We start from the raw sequence: 24,575 nt of genomic DNA, 5'->3' as shown, positions 1-24,575 counted from the left end.
ATGCGCATCCGCCTGCACGGCACGGAAGCCGAAGTCCGAGCCACCGCCAACCATCTCGCCGTCGTCCTGGAGGTCTTGGACATCAGCCGGCCGTACCCCGATCGCCCGCCAAGCCGCCTCGTACGGCTCTACCTCACTGTCACCCCACCCACCACCAGCACGATCACCAAGTCCGAGATAGCCACGGGGGCCTGACCACCTTGCGAAACGAACCGCATCTGAAGCTCAGCGATGTCCTCGCCGAACTCGACATGTCCCGCGCCGCCTTCTACCGCATGCGCGCCCGCGGCAAGGCCCCCAAGTGCCTGAAGCTCCCCAACGGGCAGCTCAGGTTTCGGCGCACCGACTTCGAAGCCTGGCTGCAGAACTGCGAGGAGGAGACCACCTACTGATGGCCTTCAGCTACAAAGTCCACTTCTGGGCCATCCGCCAGCGCGCCGGACGCCGAAAGCCGTTCGAGATGCGGTGGCAGGTCAACTCTCATGAGAAGTCTGAGTCCTTCACGACCAAGGGACTCGCCGAAAGCCGCAGATCCGAGTTGATGCAGGCGGCCCGCCGCGGCGAACCCTTCGACGAGGAGACAGGTCTGCCTGCATCGGAGCTCCGGGCCAAACTGCGGAACGTGACCTGGTACCAGCACACCCGCCACTTCATCGAGAAGCGCTGGGAAGGCACGCCGGGCAAGTCACGACGAAACTTCGCTGATGCGCTCGCGACCATCACCCCCGCCTTGGTTAAGTCCGAGATCGGATGCCCGGATCCACGCGTACTCCGTCGCGCTCTGTACAGCTGGGCTTACAACAAGTCGGCATGGGAGCAAGAGCCGCCGCCGGACTGGCGAAAGGCGCTCAGCTGGCTGGAACGGAACTCGGTCCCGATCGTCGACCTCGAAGACGCGCAGGTCCTCCGCAAGGCCCTGGACGCTTTGGGCAGGAAGCTGGACGGGAAGCCGGCCGCCGCACGGACCGCACTGCGCAAGCGGGCCTGCCTGAGCGACGTACTGGGGATGGCTGCGGAAGCCAAGTACTTCACGACCTCCGTAAACCCGCTGCAGTCGGTGCAGTGGACCGCGCCCCGCACGGCGGAAGAGCTCGACCCGGAAGCCGTCGCCAATCCACGCCAAGTCCGCCGCCTGCTCGCCGCTGTACAGGCCCAGAGCGAGCGCGGACAGCGCTTGGAGGCGTTCTTCGGCTGCCTCTACTACGCGGGCCTGCGCCCAGCCGAAGCCATCCACCTGCAGAAGTCGCAATGCCGACTTCCAGAGAGGGGATGGGGAACATTGATCCTTCGAGGTGGGACCGTTCGCGCCGGCCGCAGCTGGACTGATGATGGCAGCGCTCACGAAAAGCGGAGCCTGAAGTGGCGAGCCCCAGAAGACTCGCGCCCAGTGCCCATCCCTCCCGCTTGCGTTCGTCTGCTCCGCAGGCACATCGAGCGATTCGGCACGGCCGCTGACGGTCGACTCTTCCGCACTAACCGAGACGGCCTCGTCCAGGAGAGCGGCTACGGCGAGGTGTGGGCGAAGGCCCGCACCTCCGCCCTGACAACCGAGGAAGCCAATTCACCTCTCGCGCAGCGTCCGTATGATCTTCGTCACGCGGGCATCTCGTTCTGGCTCAGCTCCGGCGTGGATCCAGCAGAGGTAGCCCGCCGCGCTGGCCACAGCCTCGCAGTGCTCTTCCGGGTGTATGCCAAGGTGCTCGCGCAGTCGCAAGAGCGAGCCAACCGGCGGATCGACGCTGCCCTGGAGGAATGGGGCGAGGAGACGAGCGACTAGCTCATCGCCACGACATGGCACTCGCCCAGTCGACGTTCCTCACGTCGCCCGAGCCTCGCCATACGTTGTGTGTGGCGCAAGCAGCTATGACTACGCGCCTACCGAACGCCACTCGTCCAGAGCCTGTCGGGGATCAGGCGTAGTCCCAGCAGCGCGTATAGAGCCGTGGGATCCGGAATGTGGACCTGGTTTGTGCGCCATGCTGCTCCACCACACGTTCAAGGAAACCCAAGCGCTCCAAAAGGCGAACCTGATCGCCGATCTTCCCCTCTACTTCATCGAACAACTGCTCGACTTCGGGCAGCGTGAAGTTGGTGAGCTTGCCTGCCCGGCAGTTCAACACGAACGTTGGCGCAACCTTGAAGTCGTTTACCACCTCAGAAAAGCTCAGGTCGGACAGCTTGGTCATGGCTCGTTGCACCGCATCGGCAGAGAACAACGGCACGGCGGTGACCATGTCGTCGGGCCGTGCCGAAAGTTCCCGTGTCAAATGCAGCAGCAGTACGGCCAGGCGCGGCGAGATGTCGCCATTGCCATTCCGTAGTGAGTCGACGAGCCAGCGGTCGACGGGCTGACCCTCGACCTCAGCCGGGAACAACACCTCCAGCGCGGCTCGCAGCTCGATCTCTTCGTCGGCGACACGCAGTCGGCGGGCGAGCCGGTCAAACGGCTCGTTGGCGAACACTCTGCGAATGAGAACCCGCAGCCAGTCCTCCTCCGACCAGTCGAGCGCTAGAGACCGGGAGATCAGCTTGTTTTTCTCCTGAATGTCATACAACTCGAACAGATCCGTCCGCAGGAACACCACCAACTCGATGCTGTCCAGCCGTGATACTCGGGCTTCGGCCTGCAGCAACGCTTGGACCAGGGCTTCCTGCCGACCCCGGTCGTACTTGAAGGTCTCGTCGATTCGGTCAAGCAATACGACGACGCGCCGCCCTAATTGCTTGTGTAGATCGTCCACCTCTTGCAGCAGCGATTCGACATCGAGGAACGACCCGCCAGACCGGGCGCCAGTGGGAAGCGTCGCCTCGAAGTTGACCGGCCCCACACCGAACTTCAACGTCGTACCGCCCAAAAGCCGGGCGGTAGCGCGCATCGCCCGCCGGATGCGGCCGGGTGGCTTGGTAGACAGTCCGAGTGCGGCCCGCAGATCCACGGCATTGCGGTACACCGCCTTGGGCGCCTTGTCCGGGACCGTCGAGGCCACTACAGCGGCGATGACCACCAGCCACGCCGCGCGCAGCGCATCAGCGTCCAGCCAGGCGTCCTTGTCGACGATGCGGTGCAGCAGGTCGCCCGTGTCAGCGACCGGGATGATCTCCACGGATCGCTCTCCCGCGAGCTTGCGGAAGATGGCGCTCTTACCCGAGCCGCGGTCGCCAATAACAATGGAGCGATGCTGACCAAGGATCCGGTCCAGGCTATGCCGCCCGACGAAACTTGCATCGAGCAGGTCGTCCCGTTCCGCTTCCTCCGCCCCGAACCTGAGCTCGGCCAGCCGAAATGGCCGCAAGAAGACCCGCCGGAACAGCACGGACTCTTGGATGGAGGTATGAACGAACGCCACAGTCCCGGCTTGCTGATCAATGGTGAGTAGGCTGCGAATCGGGAGGTAGCCCAGTCCTAGCGCTCTCCAAACCCGCTCTTCCGGCATTTGCAGTTTCCCGGCCAGCGTTGAAACGCGATCTCGGCCCCCGGTAAGCGCGAGCTCATCCAGAATCAGACCGAGCAGAGACTGATCCGGGGAAGCGCCGAGGGCATCATCGACAAGCGATTCGACCAAGTCTTGTAGACGGGCGCTGAGAGGTTCCTCGCGGTCCACTGGAGCGGCCATCAGGAAGCGGGCGATGAGCGGATTTCCGTTCGCGAGGCGCACGATAGTGCCGGCGACGTCCACCGCTATGTCGGGAGCGGTATCCCACAGCATGGCCATCATGTCCGCGTCGGCAAGGGGCCCGAGCGTAAACACATCGAACTGGTCGAACCGGCGGACCTCGACGCCAGGGACGGAACGCGAGGCCACAACGAGCCTCCAGCCGTCCAGGGCGTGGCTCAGCTCCTCGATAGCGGCGGCCATCCGCCGTGGATAGCGCGACTCGTCGAGGCCGTCGAGCAGCAGCACAGGATCTTGTAGCCGCTCGGCGACCCGATTCAGCACTGCCACGGTCCGCTGGAGCGAGCCGCCCCCCGACGCGCGAATCGTCCGCTCAGCCTCTGAACCTCCCGCCGCCCGCGTGATCTGGCTCACGATTTCCACCGCAAGATCATTCACATCGAGGCGAAGCAGGCTGAAGAGAAACGCCGCTTGGCCCTGCTGCCGCAGTTCAGCTTCGAGCTGCTGAAGTAGCACGGTCTTGCCGATAGCCGGTCCGCCCAGGACGAACACGCCCTTGGAGTCCGGAGTGTTGAGGCGATGCAAGAGATCAGCGAGTTCGCGACGTTGGAAGGATGCCTCCACGCTGGCTCACGGTAGCGGATCAGGCGCAGCCCGTGTGGTTGCTGCGCATGTCCCCATCGCATGAGCGCGGCCTAGCCAACACACGTTGGCCAAGGGGCCCCAGATAGCAGTGAGCGCGGACATGGCCCGCACATGGCCCGGAAACCCTGATCGGCAACGGGATCTATGCGGCACAGCAGGAGACAAGTCACCTCGTTTCGATTCCACTCGAAAGATCGCCCCCGAACACGAAGAAACCCCCTCCACTCCGCGTTTCCGCAGATCGGAGGGGGTCATCCCCAGTGTGGCGGCGCCAGGATTCGAACCTGGGAAGGCTGAGCCGGCAGATTTACAGTCTGCTCCCTTTGGCCGCTCGGGCACACCGCCGGGGTTTGCTGCCCGTCGCACCGCTTTTCAGCGGTGCTCCCTGGCAACGACGTAAACAATACCCGATGCACAGGGGTGCTTCGCCACTCGATTGATCGGCACTCTCGGGGCGCGGGGTGGCTAGGCTGGTGCGGATGCGGACCGGCCCTGTGCCGGGCTCGGCGGCCACCCCCACGCACGCCGACACGCACCCGATACGCACCCGGATACAAGGAGCCACAGGACATGGCCGACTCCAGTTTCGACATCGTCTCGAAGGTCGAGCGGCAGGAGGTCGACAACGCCCTCAACCAGGCCGCCAAGGAGGTCTCGCAGCGCTACGACTTCAAGGGTGTGGGCGCCTCGATCGCCTGGTCCGGCGAGAAGATCCTGATGCAGGCGAACTCCGAGGAGCGGGTCAAGGCGATCCTCGACGTCTTCCAGTCCAAGCTGATCAAGCGGGGCATCTCGCTGAAGGCGCTGGACGCGGGCGAGCCCCAGCTCTCCGGCAAGGAGTACAAGATCTTCGCGTCGATCCAGGAGGGCATCTCCCAGGAGAACGCGAAGAAGGTGGCGAAGATCATCCGCGATGAGGGCCCCAAGGGTGTGAAGGCCCAGGTCCAGGGCGAGGAACTGCGGGTCAGCTCCAAGAGCCGCGACGACCTGCAGGCCGTGATCGCCCTCCTGAAGGGCCAGGACTTCGACTTCGCACTGCAGTTCGTGAACTACCGGTAGTCCCCGGCGGCGAGCACGAGGAAGGGTGGGCACCGGACGGTGCCCACCCTTCTCGCTGCCGGCTGCGGTCCCAGAGGTGCGCTCAGTCGCGCGAGTTGCCGAACAGGATGCGGTACAGGATCAGCAGGACCAGTGAGCCGCCGATCGCGGCGGCCCAGGTGGCACCGTCGTAGAAGTTCTTGGTGATCGGGTGGTCCAGCCAGCGGGCCGAAATCCAGCCCCCGATGAACGCGCCCGCGACGCCGATGAGCGTCGTGCCGATGAAGCCGCCGGGATCACGGCCCGGCAGCAGGAATTTCGCGATGGCTCCGGCCAACAGTCCCAGGATGATCCAACCGATGATGCTCATACCGTGAACCTGCCCTCTCGCGCTGTGTCCGCACTTTCCCGGCCCTGTGATCTGCGTCCGGGCCGACTGTGCCGCGCAGTCCGTGCCGCGCGGCCCGTGGCGTGCGGTGGTCCGGGGTGTCCGTCGCGCGCGTGTTCGTGCCTTGTCGATGGCGAGGACGCCGCCGGTACACCGGGCGGTTGCAGCGGTCAGTAAGGTGCGGCGCATGGCCGGCTCCGCATCCTCTCTGCGACGCACCCTCGGGGTGCGTGACGCCGTGGTCGTCGGGCTCGGCTCGATGATCGGGGCGGGCGTCTTCTCCGCCCTCGGGCCCGCGGCCCGCGCGGCCGGATCGGGGCTGCTCGTGGGGCTGGCGCTCGCGGCCGTGGTGGCCTACTGCAACGCCATGTCCTCGGCGCGGCTGGCCGCCCGGTATCCGGCGTCGGGCGGCACGTACGTGTACGGGCGGGAGCGGCTCGGGGACTTCTGGGGGTACCTCGCGGGCTGGGCCTTCGTCGTCGGGAAGACGGCCTCCTGCGCCGCCATGGCGCTCACCGTGGGCACGTACGTCTGGCCGGGGCAGGCGCATGCGGTGGCCGTCGCGGCGGTGGTGGCGCTGACCGTGGTGAACTACGGCGGCATCCAGAAGTCCGCCTGGCTCACCCGGGTGATCGTGGCCGTGGTGCTGGCGGTCCTCGCCGCCGTCGTGGTGGTGTGCCTCGCCTCCGGGCAGTCCGACGCGGGGCGGCTGGACGTGGGGGTCCCGACGGGCGTGGGCGGGGTCCTCCAGGCGGCGGGGCTGCTGTTCTTCGCGTTCGCCGGGTACGCGCGGATCGCGACCCTCGGCGAGGAGGTACGGGATCCGGCACGCACCATTCCCCGCGCGATCCCGCTGGCCCTGGGCATCACGCTCGCGGTGTACGCGTGCGTCGCCGTCGCCGTCCTCTCCGTGCTGGGCGCCGACGGTCTCGGGCACGCGAGCGCGCCGCTGGCCGACGCGGTGCGGGCGGCCGGGGCCTCGGGGCTGGTGCCCGTGGTGCGGGTGGGAGCCGCGGTGGCGGCGCTGGGATCGCTGCTCGCGCTGATCCTGGGCGTGTCCCGGACGACGCTGGCCATGGCCCGCGACCGTCATCTGCCCGGGGCCCTGGCCGCGGTGCATCCGCGCTTCCAGGTGCCGTACCGAGCCGAGTTGGCCGTGGGCGCGGTCGTCGCCGTGCTGGCCGCGACCGTGGACGTCCGCGGCGCCATCGGCTTCTCGTCGTTCGGCGTGCTGGCCTACTACGCGGTGGCCAACGCCGCTGCCTGGACGCTGAGCCCGGCTCCCCTGTCGCGCGCGCTGCCGGCTCTGGGCCTGCTGGGGTGCGTGACCCTGGCGTTCGCGCTGCCGGCCGCCTCGGTGATGGCCGGGGCAGCCGTACTGGCCGTGGGGGCGGGGGCCTTCGGCGTCCGGCGGTGGGTGGCGGCCCGAGCCCGATAGGGAGGGCAAGACCCTAGCCCGACAGGACGGGCAGGACCCGAGCCCGACAGGAAGGGCAGGAGGGGTACGAAGGCGGCCTCCCGGCACGCCCCCTCAGGTCCCCGGTCCCCCGCGCGCGGTCAGCGCGTCGCGAACGGCTGGTCCGTCGGCACGATCTCGCGGCCCAGCGGGAGCAGCGATACGGGGATCAGCTTGAAGTTGGCGATGCCGAACGGGATCCCGATGATCGTGATGCACAGCAGCACGCCCGCGAGCAGATACCCCAGGAACAGCCAGAACCCGCTCAGGACGAGCCAAATGACGTTCAGGATGGTCTTCACTGGTTGCGACCTGCCATCTTCTCTAGCCGAGCGATCCGGTCCGCCATCGGCGGGTGCGTCGAGAACATCTTGGTCAGTCCCTGGCCCGGGCGGAAGGGGTTCGCGATCATCATGTGGCTCGCGGTCTCGATCCGGGGCTCGGGGGGCAGCGGAAGCTGCTTGGTGCCGGCGTCCAGCTTGCGCAGGGCGCCCGCGAGGGCGAGCGGGTCGCCGGTGAGTTGGGCGCCCGAGGCGTCCGCCTCGTACTCCCTGGAGCGGCTGATGGCCAGCTGGATGAGGGAGGCCGCGAGCGGGCCCAGGATCATGATCAGCAGCAGCCCGAGCAGGCCGGGGCCGTCGTCGTCGTCCGAGCGGCCGATCGGGATGAGCCAGGCGAAGTTGACCAGGAACATGATGACCGAGGCGAGGGCGCCCGCGACGGACGAGATGAGGATGTCGCGGTTGTAGACATGGCTGAGCTCGTGGCCGATGACGCCGCGCAGCTCGCGCTCGTCCAGGATGCGCAGGATGCCGTCGGTGCAGCACACGGCGGCGTTGCGCGGGTTGCGGCCCGTCGCGAAGGCGTTCGGCGCCTCCGTCGGGGAGATGTACAGGCGGGGCATGGGCTGCCGAGCCTGGTTGGAGAGGTCTCGGACGATGCGGTACAGGGCCGGGGCCTCGAACTCGCTCACCGGGCGGGCGCGCATCGCACGCAGCGCCAGCTTGTCGCTGTTCCAGTACGCGTACGCGTTGGTGCCGAGCGCGACCAGGACGGCGACGATCAGGCCAGTGCGGCCGAAGAAGCTGCCGATGACGATGATGAGTGCGGACAGTCCCCCGAGGAGTACTGCCGTCCTGAGCCCGTTGTGCCGGCGGTGCACGGTACGCCCTCCAAGTGGTGCAGCAGGGGAACCCTTTGTTTGCTGAGCTGCTTGCTGGTGTCCGAAGCCACTGGTGCCGTGGTGTCACGTCCAGTGGACCCTCCCGCACTGGTCAACGCCAGGCGGCGGCCACTAGTTCCCTTGTGCGTGCGTTGCCGCGCATGGGCCGTCCGGGTGACGGCGGCCGTGGCCGGCACGCGCGCGTGGGACGCGGGGCCTGCCCACGCGCGCGTGAGGAGGGCTCAGAACAGGCCGGTGGCCGCGAAGCGCAGGACCAGTTGGGGGGCTCCGGACAGGACGACGCCGAGGACGGCGGCGACGGTGATCGCGGCCGTGAGCGGGGCGGGGACGCGATACCTCGCGGGCTCGCCCTCGGGGGCGCGGAACAGCAGGGCCGTCCACTGGAGGTAGTAGAAGAGCGCGATCACCACGTTGACGGCCATGACGACGGCCAGCCAGCCCAGGCCCGCGTCGACGGCCGCCGAGAAGACGGTGACCTTGGCGAACAGGCCGATGATGCCCGGCGGCAGTCCGGCGAGACACAGCAGGAAGAACGCCAGGGTCAGCGCGGCGAGGGGGTTCGACGCGTAGAGGCCCCGGTAGTCCGAGATGCGGTTGAGGTGCTTCGTACGGCCCACCAGGGCGGCCACCGCGAAGGCGCCGAGGTTCACCGCGCCGTACATGAGGGCGTAGGCGACGGTGGAGCCGATCGCCTTCTGGCCGTCCTTGACGTACGCGGCGGCGGCGATCGGTACCAGGAGGTAGCCGGCCTGGCCGACGGAGGACCAGGCGAGCAGCCGTACGGCGCTGTACGCGCGCGTGGCCTGCTGGCGCAGGGCGCCGACGTTGCCGACGGTCATGGTGAGGGCGGCGAGCAGGGCGAGTGCCGGTCCCCATACGTCGCCGTACGACGGGAGGGCGACGACGGTGACGAGGATCAGGCCGGAGAAGCCGACCGCCTTGCCGACGACCGAAAGGTATGCGGCGACGGGGAGCGGGGCTCCCACGTAGGTGTCGGGCACCCAGAAGTGGAAGGGGACAGCGGCCGTCTTGAAGGCGAAGCCGACGAGGGTGAGGACGACCCCGGTCTGGGCGAGCGTGTGGAGCTGCCCGTCGACGTGCTGGATGCGGTCGGCGATCCGGGTCAGGTAGAGGGTGCCCGTGGAGGCGTACACGAAGCTGATGCCCATCAGGCTGACCGCGGTGGCGGTGACCGAGGACAGGAAGAACTTCAGGGCCGCTTCGGAGGACTTGCGGTCGCCGTGCCGGATGCCGACGAGGGCGAACGCGGGCAGGGAGGCGACTTCCAGGGCCACGATGAGCGTGGCGAGGTCGCGGGAGGCGGGCAGCAGGGCTGCGCCGGCCGCCGAGGACAGCAGCAGGAACCAGAACTCGCCTTCGGGGATGTTCCTGCGGGCGTCCTTCAGCGCGGTGACCGACAGCAGGGCGGCGAGGAGGGCGCCGCCGAGGACGAGGAACTGGATGACGAGGGTGAACCGGTCGGCCGTGTAACTGCACGCGCGCGGGTCGCCGGTGAGGCAGAACGTGCTGCGGTCGCCGTCCAGGAGGGGCAGCAGCAGGAGCGCCGAGACGGCGAGTCCCGCGACGGAGACCCAGCCGAGGACGGCCTTCCTGGCGTCGGGTACGAACAGGTCGGCGACGAGGACGGCGAGTCCGACGACCGCCGCGGCGGTGGGCGGTGCGATCGCGAGCCAGTCGACGGACTGGACCGCCGACGCTGCCAGCGGCTGGGCCAGGGCGCTCATCGGGTGCCTCCTGCGAGGAGCTGCTGCACGGCCGGATCGGTCAGGCCGAGGAGGACCTTCGGCCACAGTCCGGCGACGACGGTGAGGGCGACGAGCGGGGTCCAGGCCGCGAACTCGTACGTGTGTACGTCAGCGAGCTTCGGCATGTCCTGCGGTACGGCGCCCATGCAGACGCGGCGGACCACGATCAGCATGTACGCGGCGGTCAGCAGCGTGCCGAACACGGCGATGGACATGAACGTGAGGAACGCGGGCCGGCTGAGGTCGGCCGCGGGGTTGAACGCGCCGAACATGGCCAGCATTTCGCCCCAGAATCCGGCCAGGCCCGGCAGGCCGAGCGAGGCGACCGCGGCGAAGGCCAGCAGACCGCCCAGGCGCGGGGCCTTGCCGTACAGCGCGGCGCCCGTCTCTTCGGCCAGGGCGTCGAGGTCGGTCGTGCCCGTGCGGTCCTTGAGCGCGCCGACCACGAAGAAGAGGAGGCCGGTGATGAGGCCGTGCGCGATGTTGGCGAACAGCGCGCCGTTCACGCCGGTCGGGGTCATGGTCGCGATGCCGAGCAGGACGAAGCCCATGTGGCCGACGGAGGAGTAGGCGATGAGCCGCTTGAGATCGCCCTTCGCGCCCTGTTTGGCGAGGGCCAGGCAGGCCAGGGACCCGTAGATGATCCCGACGACGGCGAAGGCGGCGAGGTAGGGCGCGAAGGTGCGGAAACCGTCCGGCGCGACCGGCAGCAGGATGCGTACGAACCCGTACGTGCCCATCTTCAGCAGCACGCCGGCCAGCAGGACCGAGCCGACGGTCGGCGCGGCGGTGTGGGCGTCCGGCAGCCAGCTGTGCAGCGGCCACATCGGGGTCTTGACCGCGAGCCCGATCCCGATCGTCAAAACGGCGATGACCTGCACGGATGTGGTCAGTGACCGGCCGTTGTCAGTGGCGAGTGCCACCATGTCGAACGTGCCCGCCTTGATCCCGATCAGGAGCAGGCCGAGCAGCATGACGACCGACCCGAGCAGTGTGAAGAGGATGAACTTCCAGGCGGCCCGGGTGCGGCCCTCGCCGCCCCAGCGGGCGATGAGGAAGTACATCGGGATGAGCACCATCTCGAACGCGAGGAAGAACAGCAGCAGATCGAGGACGGCGAAGGTCGCGAGCGTGCCGGACTCGAGGACGAGCAGCAGGGCGACGAAGGCCTTCGGGGTCGGCCCCGCAGGCATCTTGAAGTAGGAGTACAGCGCGCACAGGAAGGTCAGCAGCGCGGTCAGGACCAGAAGGGGGAGGGAAATGCCGTCGATGCCGAGGTGGATCCGCACGTCGAGTGCGGGGATCCAGCTGATGTCGGTCGTGGCCTGCATCTTCGACGGCTGGTCGTGGTCGAAGCCGAGCGCGAGGGCGATCGCGGCGACGAGGATCGCGCCGGTGACGGTCACTCCGTGCCGGAGCACGGCCTGCTCGGGCGACTTCCCCTTCAGTCCGGGCGGGGCGGGCAGCAGAGCGGCGACGGCGCCGAGGAGCGGGCCGACGACGACGAATGCCAGAAGGAACTGCATCACGGACTCGTTGATATCGATCACGGCTGCTCACGCTCCCGTGGCGACGAGGAGGACGGCGACCGCCAGGACGACGGTGCCGGCGAGCAGCGCGCTCACATAGGTCTGCACATTGCCGGTCTGGGCGCGCCGTACGGCGGCCCCGAGCAGGCGGGGTAGTTCGGCCGCGCCGCGTACGTAGGTCTCGACGACCTCGCGGTCGAGGAACTGGACGAGGCTCGCTCCGGCCCGGACCGGGCGGACGAACAGCGCCGCGTACACGGTGTCCAGGTGGAAGCCGACGGCCGCGTGCCGGTACAGCGGGCCGAGCAGCAGCCGTCCGGGATCCGCCGGGTCGGGTGCGTAGGCCACGTCGCCGTAGGCGGGCTTGTGGCTGGCGATGGCCTCCGCCTCGACGAGCCCGGCGTCGCCCTCGGGATGGGCGGCGACGGCGCCCAACGGGACCCGGGCAGCGAGTGCGCCGGTCCGCTGCCAGGCGCCGTAGGTGACGAGTACGCCGACCAGGGCGAGGCCCGTGCCGAGGATCGTGGTGAGCAGGGTCGGGTTCAGTTCGCGGCCGTCGAACCAGTCGGGCAGCACGCGGTAGGCGAGCCCGCCCATGGCGATCGACGGGACGGCGAGGACCCACAGCACGAGGGTCATCGTCAGGGGCTGCTTCCCGTGGTCCGGGGCCTCGGCCCCCCGTCCGCGGAAGGCGAGCAGCCACAGGCGGGTCGCGTAGGCGGCGGTGAGCAGGGCCGTGATCAGACCGGCGACGAGGACGATCCAGCCGGCGCTGCCGGGAGCGTGCTCGGTGTGGCCGGTGGCGACGTGCTCGGCGGCGCCGAGGACGGACTCCTTGGAGAAGAAGCCGCTGAACGGCGGGATGGCGGCGAGCGCGAGGAGCGCCACGGTCATCGTCCAGAAGGCGTCGGGGACGCGGTCGCGCAGATGACCCATGCGGTGCATGGCGGCCAGCGAGTTGGTGCCGGCGGCGTGGATGATCACGCCGGCCGCGAGGAACAGCAGCGCCTTGAAGGCGCCGTGGGACAGGAGGTGGAAGACGGCGGCACCGCGGTCGCCGACGGCCAGGGCGCCGGTCATGTAGCCGAGTTGGCCGATGGTCGAGTAGGCCAGGACCCGTTTGATGTCGTCCTGGGCGAGTGCGGCCAGGCCCGAGCCGGCCATGGTGACGGCGGCCATGACGGCGAGTACGACCATCGCGGCCGCGGAGGCCTGGAAGACCGGGAGGAGACGGGCGACGAAGTAGACACCGGCGGCGACCATCGTCGCGGCGTGGATCAGCGCGGAGACGGGGGTCGGACCGGCCATCGCGTCGGGGAGCCAGGTGTGCAGCGGGAACTGCGCCGACTTGCCCGCGACGCCCGACAGGAGCAGCAGGGCGATCAGGGTCGGGTGGTCGAGTCCGCCGCTCGCGACGGTCCCGAGGACCTTGGTGATCTGGAACGAACCGGCGTCGGTGGCCAGCGCGAACAGGCCGATCAGGAAGGGGACGTCACCGAGCTTGGTGACCAGGAAGGCCTTGATGGAGGCGGCGCGGGCCTCCGGGGTCTCCCAGTAGTGGCCGACCAGGAAGTAGGAGCAGATGCCCATGACTTCCCAGCCGACCAGCAGCACGATCAGGTCGCCGGAGTAGACGACCAGGAACATCGCGGAGGTGAACAGGGAGACGAGGGCGGCGTAGGAGGGGTAGCGCGGGTCGTCCCGCAGGTAGCCGGTCGAGTAGATCTGCACACAGGTGGCGACGACGCCGACGAGGATGGCGACGAGGGCGGCGAAGCCGTCGATGTACAGGGCCAGTTCGATCGGGATGGAGCCGGTCGGCGTGAGCTCGGTGTGGGCGGTGACGGCCGCGCCGCCGCCCTGGCGCACGGCCACCAACACGGCCAGCACCAGTGCGGCGAAGGTCGGCAGGACGGCGAGCGGGCGGACGAATCCGGGGGCGGTGCGGCCCAGCAGCAGGCCGGCGACGGCGCCCAGGAACGGCAGGAGGGGGACGAGGACGGCGAGGGTGGTCGTGGTCACGCGGTGGCCTCTGCCTTCTCGGCCGCGAGGGCGTCGCTGTCGGGGCCGTCGGCCTCGGGGCCCTCGGCGGTGTCGCGGAGGCGGTCGATGTCGGAGGTGCCGCGGTTGCGGTAGACGGCGAGGACGATCGCCAGGCCGATGCCGATCTCGGCGGCGGCGATGGCGATGGTGAACAGGGTCAGCGCCTGGCCGGAGTGCAGGGTCTCCCGGGCGGCCTTGCTGAGCCACACGTCGAAGGCGACCAGGTTGAGGTTGACGGCGTTGAGCATCAGCTCGACGGACATCAGGACCAGGATCGCGTTGCGGCGGGCGAGGACGCCGTACAGGCCGGTGCAGAAGAGGAGGGCTGAGAGCACGGCGGGATAGGCGAGGTGCATCAGCGGACACCTTCCTTGTCTGCCTGGCCGCTGCGGCTGCCGGGGACCTGTCCGTCGGCCGGGGTGGCCGCGTCCGCCTTCGCCTTGCGGGACAGGACGATCGCGCCGACCAGCGCGGCGAGGAGGAGGACGGAGAGCGCTTCGAAGGGGAGAACCCAGTTCTGGAAGAGGCTCTGGCCGGTGACCTTGGTCGAGCCGGCGGCGGCGCCGGACAGGTCGATCCAGGTCGTGCGGAAGGCGTCGACGACCACCCAGACCAGGGCGGCCGCGGCGGCGCCGGCCACGGTGAGGGCGGCCCAGCGGTTGCCGGAGTCGGCGTCCGGGGAGCGGCCGATGGGGGCCTTGGTGAGCATCAGGCCGAACAGGAGGAGGACGACGATGGAACCGACGTAGATGAGGACCTGCACCCAGGCGATGAACTCGGCGGTGAGCAGGAGGTACTCGACGGCCAGGCCGCCGAGGGCGACGACGAGCCACAGGGCGGCGTGCACCAGTTGCCGGGTGGTGACGGTGACCAGGGCGGCGCCGAGGGTGACCAGGCCGACGAGGAGGAAGGCGATCTCGACACCGTTCGGGGAGAGGAAGCCGTGGGGTGCGGCGGCGAGGCTCACGCGTCCCCCTCCTTGGGCTCGGCCTGAGCGGCCGCGAGCTTCGCCGCGCTCTTGCGGGCGGCGGAGAGTTCCTTCGGTTCCTCCGCGGCGGAGTCGAGGGCGGGCGGGGCCGGGACGGTCCACATCCACTCGCGGAGCTTGTCGCGCTCGTGGGTGAGTTCGCGGATGTCGGTCTCGGCGTACTCGAACTCGGGGGACCAGAACAGGGCGTCGAAAGGACAGACCTCGATGCAGATACCGCAGTACATGCACAGGGAGAAGTCGATGGCGAAGCGGTCGAGGACGTTGCGGCTGCGCTCGCGGCCGCCGGGGGCCGCCGCCGGGACCGTCTCCTTGTGGGAGTCGATGTAGATGCACCAGTCGGGGCACTCACGGGCGCACAGCATGCAGACCGTGCAGTTCTCCTCGAACAGGCCGATGACGCCGCGGGTGCGGGGCGGCAGTTCGGGCTGGGCGTCCGGGTACTGCTCGGTGACCGTCTTCTTCGTCATCGTGCGGAGGGTGACGGCCAGGCCCTTGGCGAGACCGGAGCCTGGGAAGGGGGACATCAGGAGATCACCACCTTGACGATGCCGGTGAGGGCGATCTGGGCGAGGGAGAGGGGGACGAGGAGGGTCCAGGAGAGCTTCTGGAGCTGGTCCTCGCGCAGGCGGGGGTAGGTGACGCGGAGCCAGATGACGACGAAGGCGAGGATCGCGGTCTTCAGCAGGGTCCAGAGCCAGCCGAGGCCTTCGGCGCCCCAGGGGCCGTGCCAGCCGCCCAGGAAGAGGACGGTGGTCAGGCCGCACAGGACGATGATGCCCGCGTACTCGGCGAGGAGGAACAGGGCGAAGCGGAGACCGGTGTACTCGGTGTACGCGCCGAAGATGATCTCCGAGTCGGCGACGGGCATGTCGAACGGCGGCCGCTGCAGCTCCGCGAGGCCGGCCACGAAGAACACCATCGCGCCGGTGATCTGCCAGGGCAGCCACCACCAGTGGAAGGCGCTGACGATGCCGGGGAGGGAGACCGTGCCGGCCGCCATCGCCACCGAGGCGGCGGCGAGGAGCATCGGGAGTTCGTAGGCGAGGAGCTGGGCGGCGGTGCGCAGGCCGCCGAGGAGGGAGAACTTGTTGGCGCTGGCCCAGCCCGCCATCAGCGAGCCGAGGACGCCGATGGCCATCACCGCGAGCACGAAGAACACGCCCGCGTCGAGGACCTGGCCGACCGCGCCCTCGCCGGGGCCGATCGGGATGGCGAGCAGGACGAGCAGATACGGCAGGAGCGCCACGGCCGGGGCGAGCTGGAAGATACGTCGGTCCGCGCCGGCCGGGACGACGTCCTCCTTCTGCGCGAACTTCACGCCGTCGGCGATGAGCTGGGCCCAGCCGTGGAAGCCACCGGCGTACATCGGGCCGAGGCGGCCCTGCATGTGGGCCATCACCTTGTGCTCGGTCTGGCCGACGATCAGCGGGAAGGTGAGGAAGACGACGAAGACGGCCAGAAGTCGCAGGGTGACGTCGAGCGCGTCGTTCACTGCGGGCCTCCGGTGCGATCGTCACGGTTCTGCTCTTCAGGGGTGGGGCCGGCCGCGGGGGCCTGCTCCTCGGGGGTCGGCTCCTCCGGCTCGGGGACCGGAGAGGACGACTCTTCTTGCGCGGGAGCCTCGGCGGGCCGGCCTTCGGGTGCGGGCGGCTCGGCCGCCGGCGCCTCGGCGGGCTCCGGTGACGTGCTCATGGGCGTGGACGTAGGCGTGGACGTAGGCGTGGCCTCCGGCTCACGGTCCGTCGTCGCCTTGGGTTCCGTCGCCGCCTCTGGCTCCGGCTCCGCCCCGTCGAAAGCCGGGCGGGCGTGGTGCCAGGGAGCGTCCGCGCTGCGGGCGGCGGTGGGGCGCGTGGACGGCCGGGTGGGGGCACCCGGTGTCGATGGTTCTGCCGACGCCGTCCCCGTCGACTCCGGCTGCTCGGTCGGACCAGCCGGACCGGTTGGCTCGGTCTGCGCAGTCGCCGCGGGCTGCTGCTGTGCCGAAGTCGGCTCCTGGTCCCTCTGGGACGCGGAACCCTCGCTCGCGCTGCGGGCCCGGCGTGCGGGACCGGTCGGGGTGGCGGTCTCGGCGACCGGTGCCGGGGTCGCCGCGGCGGTCTCGGCGGCCGCCGTCTCCGGTGTCGGGGTCTGGCTGGCCGAGCCCTGTGCCGCCGTGCGGGCACGTCGTACCGGCCGCTCCCCCGCCGCGCGGGCGGGGCGCTCGCCCGCGGTGGCGCGGGCCGGGCGGGCCGGGGCAGGGGGGAGCTGGCCCTTCAGGGGGCCCCACTCGTTGGGGTCGGGGACGCCCGGCGGCAGCATCTGGCGGCGCTTGGGGCCGCCGTGGTCGGACTCGCCCGGTTCCTTCGCACCGGGCCAGGCCTTGGCGACGCGTGACGCGAGGACGAAGTCCTTGCGGAGGGGGTGGCCCTCGAAGGTCTCCGGGAGGAGGAGGTGATCGAGGCCGGGGTGGCCCTCGAAGTCGACGCCGAACATCTCGTGCGTCTCGCGTTCGTGCCAGCGCGCGCCCGCGTAGACGCCGACGGCGGAGGCGAGGACCGGGGTCTCGTGCGGGACCGTCGTGCGCAGCAGCAGCCGGCGGACCGGGAACAGGGCGACGACGTGCGCCGAGACGCGGAAGCCCGTGCCCGGTTCGTCGACCGCGTTCAGCCAGTCGAAGTAGGTGCAGGACAGGGTCGTACGGGCCGTCTCCAGGGCGGTGAGCCAGGAGGACGGCGGGACGTCCACCGTCAGGACCTCGTACGACTCCTCGGCCGTGGCCTCCGCGCCGAAGAGGTCTTCGACGGGGGCGGGCAGCCAGCCGACGGTGGTCATCTCGTGTCCCCCTCGGCAACCTCGGCAACGGGCGCCTTCACCAGGGGGCTCTGCAGCGCGGCCGCCGAAGGGCGCGGGGCACCAGTGGCGCCGTACCGCTCCTCCAGGGACTCCCTGGCGATCTTCTCCTGCAGCTTGAGGATGCCCTGGAGCAGCGCCTCGGGGCGCGGGGGGCAGCCGGGGACGTAGACGTCCACCGGGATGATCTGGTCGACGCCCTTGGTGACCGAGTAGGAGTCCCAGTAGGGGCCGCCGCAGTTGGAGCAGGCGCCGAAGGAGATCACGTACTTCGGTTCGGGCATCTGCTCGTAGAGGCGCTTCACCGCGGGGGCCATCTTGTCCGTGACCGTGCCGGAGACGACCATCAGGTCGGCCTGGCGCGGTCCCGGCGCGAAGGGGATCACGCCGAGGCGGATGAAGTCGTGGCGGGCCATCGACGCGGCGATGAACTCGATCGCGCAGCAGGCGAGGCCGAAGTTGAAGACCCAGAGCGAGTAGCGGCGGCCCCAGTTCAGGACCACCTTCATGGGCTCGGGAGCCAGGCGGGCGAGCGCGCCCAGCCGCTTCGGTTCAGGAAGCAGCACCGGCTCGGGGAGCGAAGGAGTCGCATCCGGCGTCGTGTTGGTCACGTCCATGCCAGGACTCCCTTCTTGTATGCGTACAGCAGGCCCACGGCAAGGAAGCCGAGGAAGATGAACATCTCCACGAGCGTGGTCGCGCCGTAGCCGGGGGCGGCGAAGATCGTCGCCCAGGGGAACAGGAAGATCGAGTCGACCGCGAAGATCACGTACAGGAAGGCGTACACGTAGTAGCGGACCTGGGTGTGTGCCCAGCCCTCACCTACAGGATCCACGCCGCACTCGTATGTCAGAAGTTTTTCTGGTGTGGGGACCACCGGCCGCAGCAGGCGTCCCGCGCCGAAGGCGACTCCGACGAAGAGCACGCCCACAAGAGCAAGCAGTCCCACGACCGAATAGGACTGGAAGTACCCCGCCGCGACGGTGGTCGAGCCCCCCAACGTCTCCCGCAACGTCCGTCCCCTCGCTCCCTGACCTGGTGACTTCGGTGAACTCTTGATTCGAACGATCTGTACGCACGGGAGTCTAGGCCCTGATAAAGAGACCGTAAGCAGCCTGTCACGGCGTGAGACGCCAGGGTGGGGTTTTCCCCAGGAGACCCCTGCGGCGAACTTCATGGCGCCATCGCGCGACGCACGGCACGCTAACCGGTATGACCGCTCCCACCCCCTCCGCCGGCGTCGCGCGGGCCGACGGCGACGAACAGCTGCCACCGGTCCGTTTCGCCTATGACCCGCACACCTGGAAGGAGATCGCGCATCTCCTGGTGAACCTCCCGATGACGTTGCTCGGGTTCATCTACGCGGTCACCGCGCTGTTCGTGAGCGGCATGCTGACGGTCACCGTGGTCGGCTTCCCGCTGCTCGCGGGCGCGCTGCTGGGCGCGCGGCAGCTGGGGAAGCTGGAGCGGGCGCGGGCCCGCGGGCTGCTCGGAGTGCGGGTGGAGGAGCCGAGTCCGCTGCCGCTCGGCAAGAGCGGCGGGCTGCTGCCGCGGCTGTGGCTGGCGCTGAAGGACCCGGTGGGCTGGCGGACGCTGCTGTACGACCTCATCCGGCTGCCGTGGGGCATCGTCACCTTCGTCACGGTGCTGACCGGCCTGTTCGTGCTGTGGCCGGTGCTGCCGTACATCGTGCGGGGGCTGTCGAACGTGGACCGGGTGATGGTGCGCGGGCTGCTCTCGCCCTCCGACGAGCTTGAACGCCGTATCGCCGAACTGGAGTCCGATCGCGGGGTCGTGGTCGACACCGCGGCCGCCGACCTGCGGCGCATCGAGCGCGATCTGCACGACGGGGCGCAGGCCCGCCTGGTCAACCTGGCCATGGGGCTGGGCCTGGCCAAGGAGAAGCTCCTGGAGGACCCCGATTCGGCCGCGGCGATGGTCGCGGAGGCGCACGGCGAGGTGAAGCTGGCGCTCCAGGAGCTGCGCGACCTGGCCCGCGGCATCCACCCCGCCGTACTGACCGACCGTGGCCTGGACGCGGCCCTGTCCTCGGTCGCCTCCCGCTGCACCGTGCCCGTGAAGGTGACCGCCGACCTGGAGTCGAGACCGGCCGCCGCGATCGAGGGCATCGCCTACTTCACCGTCTCCGAGCTGCTGCAGAACATCAGCAAGCACAGCGGGGCCCGGTCCGCCTCGGTCGACGTGTGGCGGGCGGAGGACCGGCTGCTGATCCAGGTGTGGGACGACGGCCGCGGGGGCGCGCGCCTGGACGGCGGCAGCGGGATGCGCGGTCTAGCGGACCGGCTGGGCGCCGTCGACGGCCTCTTCGTCGTCGATTCACCGCCCGGCGGCCCGACCACGGTCATCGCCGAGCTGCCCTGGCGGGACCGGAGCCAGGCCCCCCACGGGCAGTAGGGAAAACCCCCCGGCCAAGACGCCGACGGCCTCCATGGTCCGTGGACCTGCGGCGCAGCAGGGTGGGGGTACGGCAACACAGCCGCCGGACGAGGAGAACGGACGACGCCGATGGCCACGGAGTACGGACAGGGGTACGGGCACCACAGCGGGCCCGGATTCCAGGACGCGGACGAGAGGGAGCGGCACCTGCCCGCCGCCCTGCGGGCTCCGTTCGAGGCACGCAGCTGGCGGGAGTTCGGCTACGTCCTGCTCAGCTTCCCGATCAGCATCGTGTTCTTCGTGTTCGCCGTGACGATGGTGTCGCTCGGGGCGGGCCTGTTGGTGACGTTCCTCGGGATCCCGGTGCTGGCGGCGGCGCTGGCCGGCTGCCGCGGCTTCGGGGCGCTGGAGCGGGCGCGGGCCCGCGGGCTGCTCCGTCTCCAGGTGGCCGACCCCGAGCCGCTGCGGATGCGCAAGCCCGGCGCGATGGCCTGGATGGGCGCGGTCCTGAAGAGCGGCACGTCGTGGCGGCACCTGCTGTACGCGCTGCTGCACTTCCCGTGGGCGGTGTTCTCGTTCGTCGTCGCGGTGAACTTCTGGGCGTACGGCTGGGCGCTGCTGACGTACCCGCTGTGGTTCTGGCTGTTCCCGATGTACGGCGGGCAGGGCGGCCTTCAGCTGTACGGCGACGGGACCCACAGCATCTATCTCGACAACCCCTTCGAGATCACCGTCACCGCGCTGGTGGGCCTGCTCTTCACACTGGCCACGCCGTGGATCGTGCGGGCGCTGACGCTGGTGGACCGGCTGCTGGTGCAGGGGCTGCTCGGACCGTCGCAGCTGGCGACGCGGGTGGTGGAGCTGGAGTCCGACCGGGGGGTCGTGGTGGACACGGCGGCCGCCGATCTGCGGCGCATCGAGCGGGACCTGCACGACGGGGCACAGGCGCGGCTGGTGGCGCTGGCCATGGACCTGGGGCTGGCGAAGGAGAAGCTGACGGAGGACCCGAAGGCGGCGGCGCGGATGGTCGAGGAGGCCCACGGCGAGGTGAAGACGGCGCTCCAGGAGCTGCGCGACCTGGCCCGCGGCATCCATCCGGCGGTGCTGACCGACCGGGGGCTGGACGCGGCGCTGTCCGCGGTCGCCTCCCGGTGCACGGTGCCGGTGCAGGTCGACGTGGACCTTGAGGAGCGGCCGGCGCCGGCCATCGAGGGGATCGCCTACTTCACCGTCTCCGAGCTGCTGCAGAACATCAGCAAGCACTCCCGGGCCCGCCTGGCCACGGTCGACGTGTGGCGGTCCGAGGACCGGCTGATGCTGCAGGTCGCGGACGACGGGATGGGGGGCGCCGATGTCTCAGCGGGCTCGGGGCTGGCGGGGCTGGCCGAGCGGCTGGACGCCGTGGACGGAATCCTGGTCGTGGACTCCCCGGCCGGCGGGCCCACCCGGATCACGGCGGAGCTGCCCTGGCGCCGCTGACGCCTTCGGCTCGGCGGGCCCACCGCCGGGCCCCACCGTGCCCCTCCCCGGCCGCCGTGCCCTCCCCGGCTGCCGTGGCACGCCCCGACCACCCGACAACAAGCCGTCCGGGGAGCGGAACCCGACATGCCCCGCGCCCAATCCCGCAGCCCGGGCGCGATGAGGTCCGAATGCTGGAATGCTGGACTTTCGTCAGGGGAGCACGGAACGAAGACGGGTTGTGGGGGCCGGAAGATCGTGGAGGACAGGGTGCGGGTGGTCATCGCCGAGGACTCAGTGCTGCTCAGGGAGGGCCTGACCCGGTTGCTGACCGACCGGGGGCACGATGTCGTCGCCGGTGTCGGGGACGCCGAGGCGCTGATCAAGACCATCGCCGACCTGCACGCGCAGGGCGCGTTGCCGGACGTCGTCGTCGCGGACGTACGGATGCCGCCGACGCACACCGACGAGGGGGTAAGGGCCGCGGTGCGGCTGCGCAAGGCGCATCCCGGACTCGGTGTGCTGGTGCTGTCACAGTACGTGGAGGAGCGCTACGCCACCGAACTGCTGGCCGGTTCCAGCCGTGGCGTCGGCTATCTGCTCAAGGACCGGGTCGCCGAGGTGCGGGAGTTCGTGGACGCGGTCGTCCGGGTCGCACAGGGCGGTACGGCCCTGGACCCCGAGGTCGTCGCGCAGCTGCTCGGGCGCAGCCGCAAGCAGGACGTGCTCGCCGGGCTCACCCCGCGGGAGCGGGAGGTGCTGGGGCTGATGGCCGAGGGACGGACGAACTCGGCGATCGCCAAGCAGCTGGTGGTCAGCGACGGAGCCGTGGAGAAGCACGTCAGCAACATCTTCCTGAAGCTGGGGCTGTCGCCCAGCGACGGGGACCACCGGCGTGTTCTGGCCGTTCTCACCTATCTGAACTCATGAGGACCTGACACTGTGTCAGCGCACACCCGCACGAGAACCGACCAACGCACGGGAGCGTCTCCATAGAAAGCCCCGGGGGGCGAGAAATCATGACAAGTCAGGGCGACGAGTCGTCTCAATGTGCCGTCCATCATGCGAACGGCCGAGGGAAGGCGACCCTAACCGACGTAGGGTTGATCCTGGGAAGGTCCATGGGACGACCAAGCCCGGACAGCCGCCTCGAAGGAGGTCCAGTTCAGTGACCAGCCAGGTCAGCAGGACAGCGGAACAGGCCGACGGAGCCGTCGTAGGAGAGCAGCGGAAACCGCGTGGCGTGAAGGATGTACAACGCCTCGATCGGGTGATCATCCGGTTCGCGGGGGACTCGGGTGACGGTATGCAGCTCACCGGTGACCGGTTCACGTCCGAGACGGCGTCCTTCGGCAATGACCTCTCCACTCTGCCCAACTTCCCCGCGGAGATCCGTGCCCCGGCCGGCACGCTGCCGGGGGTCTCGTCGTTCCAGCTGCACTTCGCCGACCATGACATCCTGACCCCGGGGGACGCGCCGAACGTGCTGGTCGCGATGAACCCGGCGGCGTTGAAGGCGAACATCGGGGATCTGCCGCGGGGTGCGGAGATCATCGTGAACACGGACGAGTTCACCAAGCGGGCGATGCAGAAGGTCGGGTATGCGGCCAGTCCGCTGGAGGACGGTTCGCTGGACGGTTACAGCCTGCATCCGGTGCCGTTGACGACGCTGACGGTGGAGGCGCTCAAGGAGTTCGCGCTGTCGCGCAAGGAGGCCGAGCGCAGCAAGAACATGTTCGCGCTGGGTCTGCTGTCGTGGATGTATCACCGGCCGACGGAGGGTACGGAGAAGTTCCTGCGGGCGAAGTTCGCGAAGAAGCCGCAGATCGCCGAGGCGAACATTGCGGCGTTTCGGGCGGGCTGGAACTTCGGGGAGACGACGGAGGACTTCGCGGTCTCCTTCGAGGTGGCGCCGGCGGCGTCGGCGTTTAGGCCGGGCCTGTACCGGAACATCTCCGGGAACCTGGCGCTGGCCTACGGTCTGGTGGCGGCGTCCCGGCAGGCGGATCTGCCGTTGTTCCTGGGTTCGTATCCGATCACGCCGGCCTCGGACATCCTGCACGAGCTGTCGCGGCACAAGAACTTCGGGGTGCGCACGTTCCAGGCGGAGGACGAGATCGCCGGGATCGGTGCGGCGCTGGGCGCGGCGTTCGGCGGCTCCCTGGCCGTGACGACCACCTCGGGGCCGGGTGTGGCGCTGAAGTCGGAGACGATCGGGCTCGCGGTCTCCCTGGAGCTGCCGCTGCTGGTGATCGACATCCAGCGTGGGGGCCCGTCGACGGGTCTGCCGACGAAGACGGAGCAGGCGGACCTGCTGCAGGCGATGTACGGCCGCAACGGCGAGGCGCCGGTGCCGGTGATCGCGCCGAGGACGCCCGCGGACTGCTTCGACGCGGCGTTGGAGGCGGCCCGGATCGCGCTGGCGTATCGCACGCCGGTGATGCTGCTGTCCGACGGCTATCTGGCCAACGGCTCGGAGCCGTGGCGGATCCCGGAGCTGGAGGAGCTGCCGGATCTGAGTGTGCAGTTCGCCCGGGGCCCCAACCACACGCTGGAGGACGGCAGCGAGGTGTTCTGGCCCTACCAGCGTGACCCGCAGACGCTGGCCCGGCCGTGGGCGGTGCCGGGTACGCCGGGGCTTGAGCACCGGATCGGCGGGATCGAGAAGCAGGACGGCACGGGCAACATCTCCTACGACCCGGCCAACCACGACTTCATGGTCCGTACCCGCCAGGCCAAGATCGACGGTATCGACGTCCCGGACGTCGAGGTCGACGACCCGCACGAGGCCAAGACCCTGGTGCTGGGGTGGGGCTCGACCTACGGGCCCATCACCGCCGCCGTGCGGCGGCTGCGGACGGCCGGTGAGTCCATCGCGCAGGCCCACCTGCGCCACCTCAACCCGTTCCCGGGGAATCTCGCAGCCGTGCTGAGGCGTTACGACAAGGTGGTGATCCCCGAGATGAACCTCGGGCAGCTCGCCCTGCTCGTCCGGGCGAAGTACCTGGTGGACGCCCACTCGTACAACCAGGTCAACGGCATGCCGTTCAAGGCCGAACAGCTTGCCAAGGCGCTCAAGGAGGCCATCGATGGCTGAGACGTCCACGGAAGGCGCGGGCACGATCGAGGCGCTCTCGCTGGTTCCGAAGGCCGAGGGCCGGCAGTCCATGAAGGACTTCAAGACGGACCAGGAGGTGCGCTGGTGTCCCGGCTGCGGTGACTACGCGATCCTGGCCGC

General features: G+C 69.6%; 22 protein-coding genes, 1 tRNA gene and 2 pseudogenes. 10 read left to right on the top strand and 15 right to left on the bottom strand.

Annotation, left to right across the window (positions count from 1 at the left end; genetic code table 11):
- From AB0I54_RS00125 to AB0I54_RS00115, 3 genes are read left to right on the top strand one after another with little or no spacing between them, the layout of a single operon-like run.
- A complete protein-coding gene (locus tag AB0I54_RS00125) occupies positions 1–195 on the top strand; it encodes a hypothetical protein (protein WP_363293596.1) in 195 nt (64 codons plus the stop codon).
- Between the two features lie 5 nt (positions 196–200).
- Positions 201–392, top strand: a complete 192-nt coding sequence (locus AB0I54_RS00120; RefSeq protein ID WP_363293595.1) for a helix-turn-helix domain-containing protein — start codon at positions 201–203, stop codon at positions 390–392.
- Positions 392–1,777 carry a tyrosine-type recombinase/integrase gene (locus AB0I54_RS00115; RefSeq protein ID WP_363293594.1) on the top strand — a complete coding sequence of 462 codons (1,386 nt, stop codon included), beginning with the start codon at positions 392–394 and terminating at the stop codon, positions 1,775–1,777. Before AB0I54_RS00120 ends, AB0I54_RS00115 begins: the two co-directional genes overlap by 1 nt.
- Positions 1,778–1,910: 133 nt before the next feature.
- On the opposite strand, the gene AB0I54_RS00110 is transcribed toward AB0I54_RS00115, so the two are convergent.
- Together AB0I54_RS00110 and AB0I54_RS00105 are read right to left on the bottom strand one after the other, a co-directional pair.
- Positions 1,911–4,238, bottom strand: a complete 2,328-nt coding sequence (locus AB0I54_RS00110) for an AAA family ATPase (protein ID WP_363293593.1) — start codon at positions 4,236–4,238, stop codon at positions 1,911–1,913.
- Positions 4,239–4,522: 284 nt separating this feature from the next.
- Positions 4,523–4,604 (bottom strand) — tRNA-Tyr (locus tag AB0I54_RS00105).
- A gap of 225 nt (positions 4,605–4,829) precedes the next feature.
- Here AB0I54_RS00105 and AB0I54_RS00100 point away from each other — a divergent pair.
- Complete coding sequence (locus AB0I54_RS00100; RefSeq protein ID WP_263211521.1) at positions 4,830–5,318, top strand: YajQ family cyclic di-GMP-binding protein; 489 nt, start codon at positions 4,830–4,832, stop codon at positions 5,316–5,318.
- A gap of 82 nt (positions 5,319–5,400) precedes the next feature.
- Here the strand turns inward: AB0I54_RS00100 and AB0I54_RS00095 are convergent, their stop codons facing one another.
- Positions 5,401–5,667 carry a GlsB/YeaQ/YmgE family stress response membrane protein gene (locus tag AB0I54_RS00095; RefSeq protein WP_363293592.1) on the bottom strand — a complete coding sequence of 89 codons (267 nt, stop codon included), beginning with the start codon at positions 5,665–5,667 and terminating at the stop codon, positions 5,401–5,403.
- 205 nt (positions 5,668–5,872) lie between these two features.
- On the opposite strand from AB0I54_RS00095, the gene AB0I54_RS00090 reads away from it, so the two are divergent.
- The gene (locus AB0I54_RS00090; protein ID WP_363293591.1) at positions 5,873–7,123 is read left to right on the top strand and encodes an APC family permease; all 1,251 of its coding nucleotides are present in this window, start codon (positions 5,873–5,875) and stop codon (positions 7,121–7,123) included.
- 119 nt (positions 7,124–7,242) lie between these two features.
- Here AB0I54_RS00090 and AB0I54_RS00085 read toward each other — a convergent pair.
- From AB0I54_RS00085 to AB0I54_RS00030, 12 genes and pseudogenes are all read right to left on the bottom strand, one after another.
- Positions 7,243–7,428: pseudogene (locus AB0I54_RS00085) on the bottom strand (YccF domain-containing protein); the annotation flags it as partial.
- 11 nt (positions 7,429–7,439) lie between these two features.
- Positions 7,440–8,303, bottom strand: coding sequence for a zinc metalloprotease HtpX (gene htpX / locus AB0I54_RS00080; RefSeq protein WP_363293590.1), 864 nt, complete (start codon positions 8,301–8,303; stop codon positions 7,440–7,442).
- Between the two features lie 242 nt (positions 8,304–8,545).
- A complete protein-coding gene (locus tag AB0I54_RS00075) occupies positions 8,546–10,069 on the bottom strand; it encodes an NADH-quinone oxidoreductase subunit N (RefSeq protein ID WP_363293589.1) in 1,524 nt (507 codons plus the stop codon).
- Positions 10,066–11,640 (bottom strand): NADH-quinone oxidoreductase subunit M, encoded by a 1,575-nt coding sequence (locus AB0I54_RS00070; protein ID WP_363293588.1) that lies wholly within the window; start codon positions 11,638–11,640, stop codon positions 10,066–10,068. The genes AB0I54_RS00075 and AB0I54_RS00070 overlap by 4 nt, the downstream gene beginning before the upstream one ends.
- 6 nt (positions 11,641–11,646) lie before the next feature.
- A complete protein-coding gene (locus tag AB0I54_RS00065) occupies positions 11,647–13,641 on the bottom strand; it encodes an NADH-quinone oxidoreductase subunit L (RefSeq protein ID WP_363293587.1) in 1,995 nt (664 codons plus the stop codon).
- Entirely contained in the window at positions 13,638–14,018 is a 381-nt protein-coding gene (nuoK, locus tag AB0I54_RS00060; RefSeq protein WP_363293586.1) for an NADH-quinone oxidoreductase subunit NuoK, read from the bottom strand. Before nuoK ends, AB0I54_RS00065 begins: the two co-directional genes overlap by 4 nt.
- A complete protein-coding gene (locus AB0I54_RS00055; RefSeq protein WP_363293585.1) occupies positions 14,018–14,629 on the bottom strand; it encodes an NADH-quinone oxidoreductase subunit J in 612 nt (203 codons plus the stop codon). The genes nuoK and AB0I54_RS00055 overlap by 1 nt, the downstream gene beginning before the upstream one ends.
- Positions 14,626–15,177 carry an NADH-quinone oxidoreductase subunit I gene (locus tag AB0I54_RS00050; RefSeq protein ID WP_363293584.1) on the bottom strand — a complete coding sequence of 184 codons (552 nt, stop codon included), beginning with the start codon at positions 15,175–15,177 and terminating at the stop codon, positions 14,626–14,628. The genes AB0I54_RS00055 and AB0I54_RS00050 overlap by 4 nt, the downstream gene beginning before the upstream one ends.
- Positions 15,177–16,145, bottom strand: a complete 969-nt coding sequence (locus AB0I54_RS00045; protein WP_363293583.1) for a complex I subunit 1 family protein — start codon at positions 16,143–16,145, stop codon at positions 15,177–15,179. The genes AB0I54_RS00050 and AB0I54_RS00045 overlap by 1 nt, the downstream gene beginning before the upstream one ends.
- Complete coding sequence (locus AB0I54_RS00040; protein ID WP_363293582.1) at positions 16,142–17,464, bottom strand: NADH-quinone oxidoreductase subunit C; 1,323 nt, start codon at positions 17,462–17,464, stop codon at positions 16,142–16,144. Before AB0I54_RS00040 ends, AB0I54_RS00045 begins: the two co-directional genes overlap by 4 nt.
- Positions 17,461–18,099: an NADH-quinone oxidoreductase subunit B family protein gene (locus tag AB0I54_RS00035; RefSeq protein ID WP_363293581.1), complete on the bottom strand. Its 639-nt coding sequence runs from the start codon at positions 18,097–18,099 to the stop codon at positions 17,461–17,463. The genes AB0I54_RS00040 and AB0I54_RS00035 overlap by 4 nt, the downstream gene beginning before the upstream one ends.
- On the bottom strand, positions 18,090–18,494 hold the full coding sequence (locus AB0I54_RS00030; protein WP_363293580.1) for an NADH-quinone oxidoreductase subunit A: 405 nt from the start codon (positions 18,492–18,494) through the stop codon (positions 18,090–18,092). Before AB0I54_RS00030 ends, AB0I54_RS00035 begins: the two co-directional genes overlap by 10 nt.
- A gap of 200 nt (positions 18,495–18,694) precedes the next feature.
- On the opposite strand from AB0I54_RS00030, the gene AB0I54_RS00025 reads away from it, so the two are divergent.
- The 5 genes and pseudogenes from AB0I54_RS00025 to AB0I54_RS00005 all read left to right on the top strand — a co-directional run.
- Positions 18,695–19,897 carry a sensor domain-containing protein gene (locus AB0I54_RS00025; protein ID WP_363293579.1) on the top strand — a complete coding sequence of 401 codons (1,203 nt, stop codon included), beginning with the start codon at positions 18,695–18,697 and terminating at the stop codon, positions 19,895–19,897.
- Positions 19,898–20,008: 111 nt separating this feature from the next.
- Positions 20,009–21,358, top strand: coding sequence for a sensor domain-containing protein (locus AB0I54_RS00020; protein ID WP_363293578.1), 1,350 nt, complete (start codon positions 20,009–20,011; stop codon positions 21,356–21,358).
- Between the two features lie 249 nt (positions 21,359–21,607).
- Positions 21,608–22,267 carry a response regulator transcription factor gene (locus AB0I54_RS00015; RefSeq protein ID WP_363294333.1) on the top strand — a complete coding sequence of 220 codons (660 nt, stop codon included), beginning with the start codon at positions 21,608–21,610 and terminating at the stop codon, positions 22,265–22,267.
- Between the two features lie 238 nt (positions 22,268–22,505).
- A complete protein-coding gene (locus tag AB0I54_RS00010; protein WP_363293577.1) occupies positions 22,506–24,434 on the top strand; it encodes a 2-oxoacid:acceptor oxidoreductase subunit alpha in 1,929 nt (642 codons plus the stop codon).
- Positions 24,427–24,575 (top strand): annotated as a pseudogene (locus AB0I54_RS00005) (2-oxoacid:ferredoxin oxidoreductase subunit beta); the annotation flags it as partial. The gene AB0I54_RS00010 and the pseudogene AB0I54_RS00005, both read left to right, overlap by 8 nt.

This window comes from Streptomyces sp. NPDC050625 (assembly GCF_040654755.1).
Taxonomy (GTDB): domain Bacteria; phylum Actinomycetota; class Actinomycetes; order Streptomycetales; family Streptomycetaceae; genus Streptomyces.
This window is presented reverse-complemented; position numbering and strand designations above follow the sequence as displayed.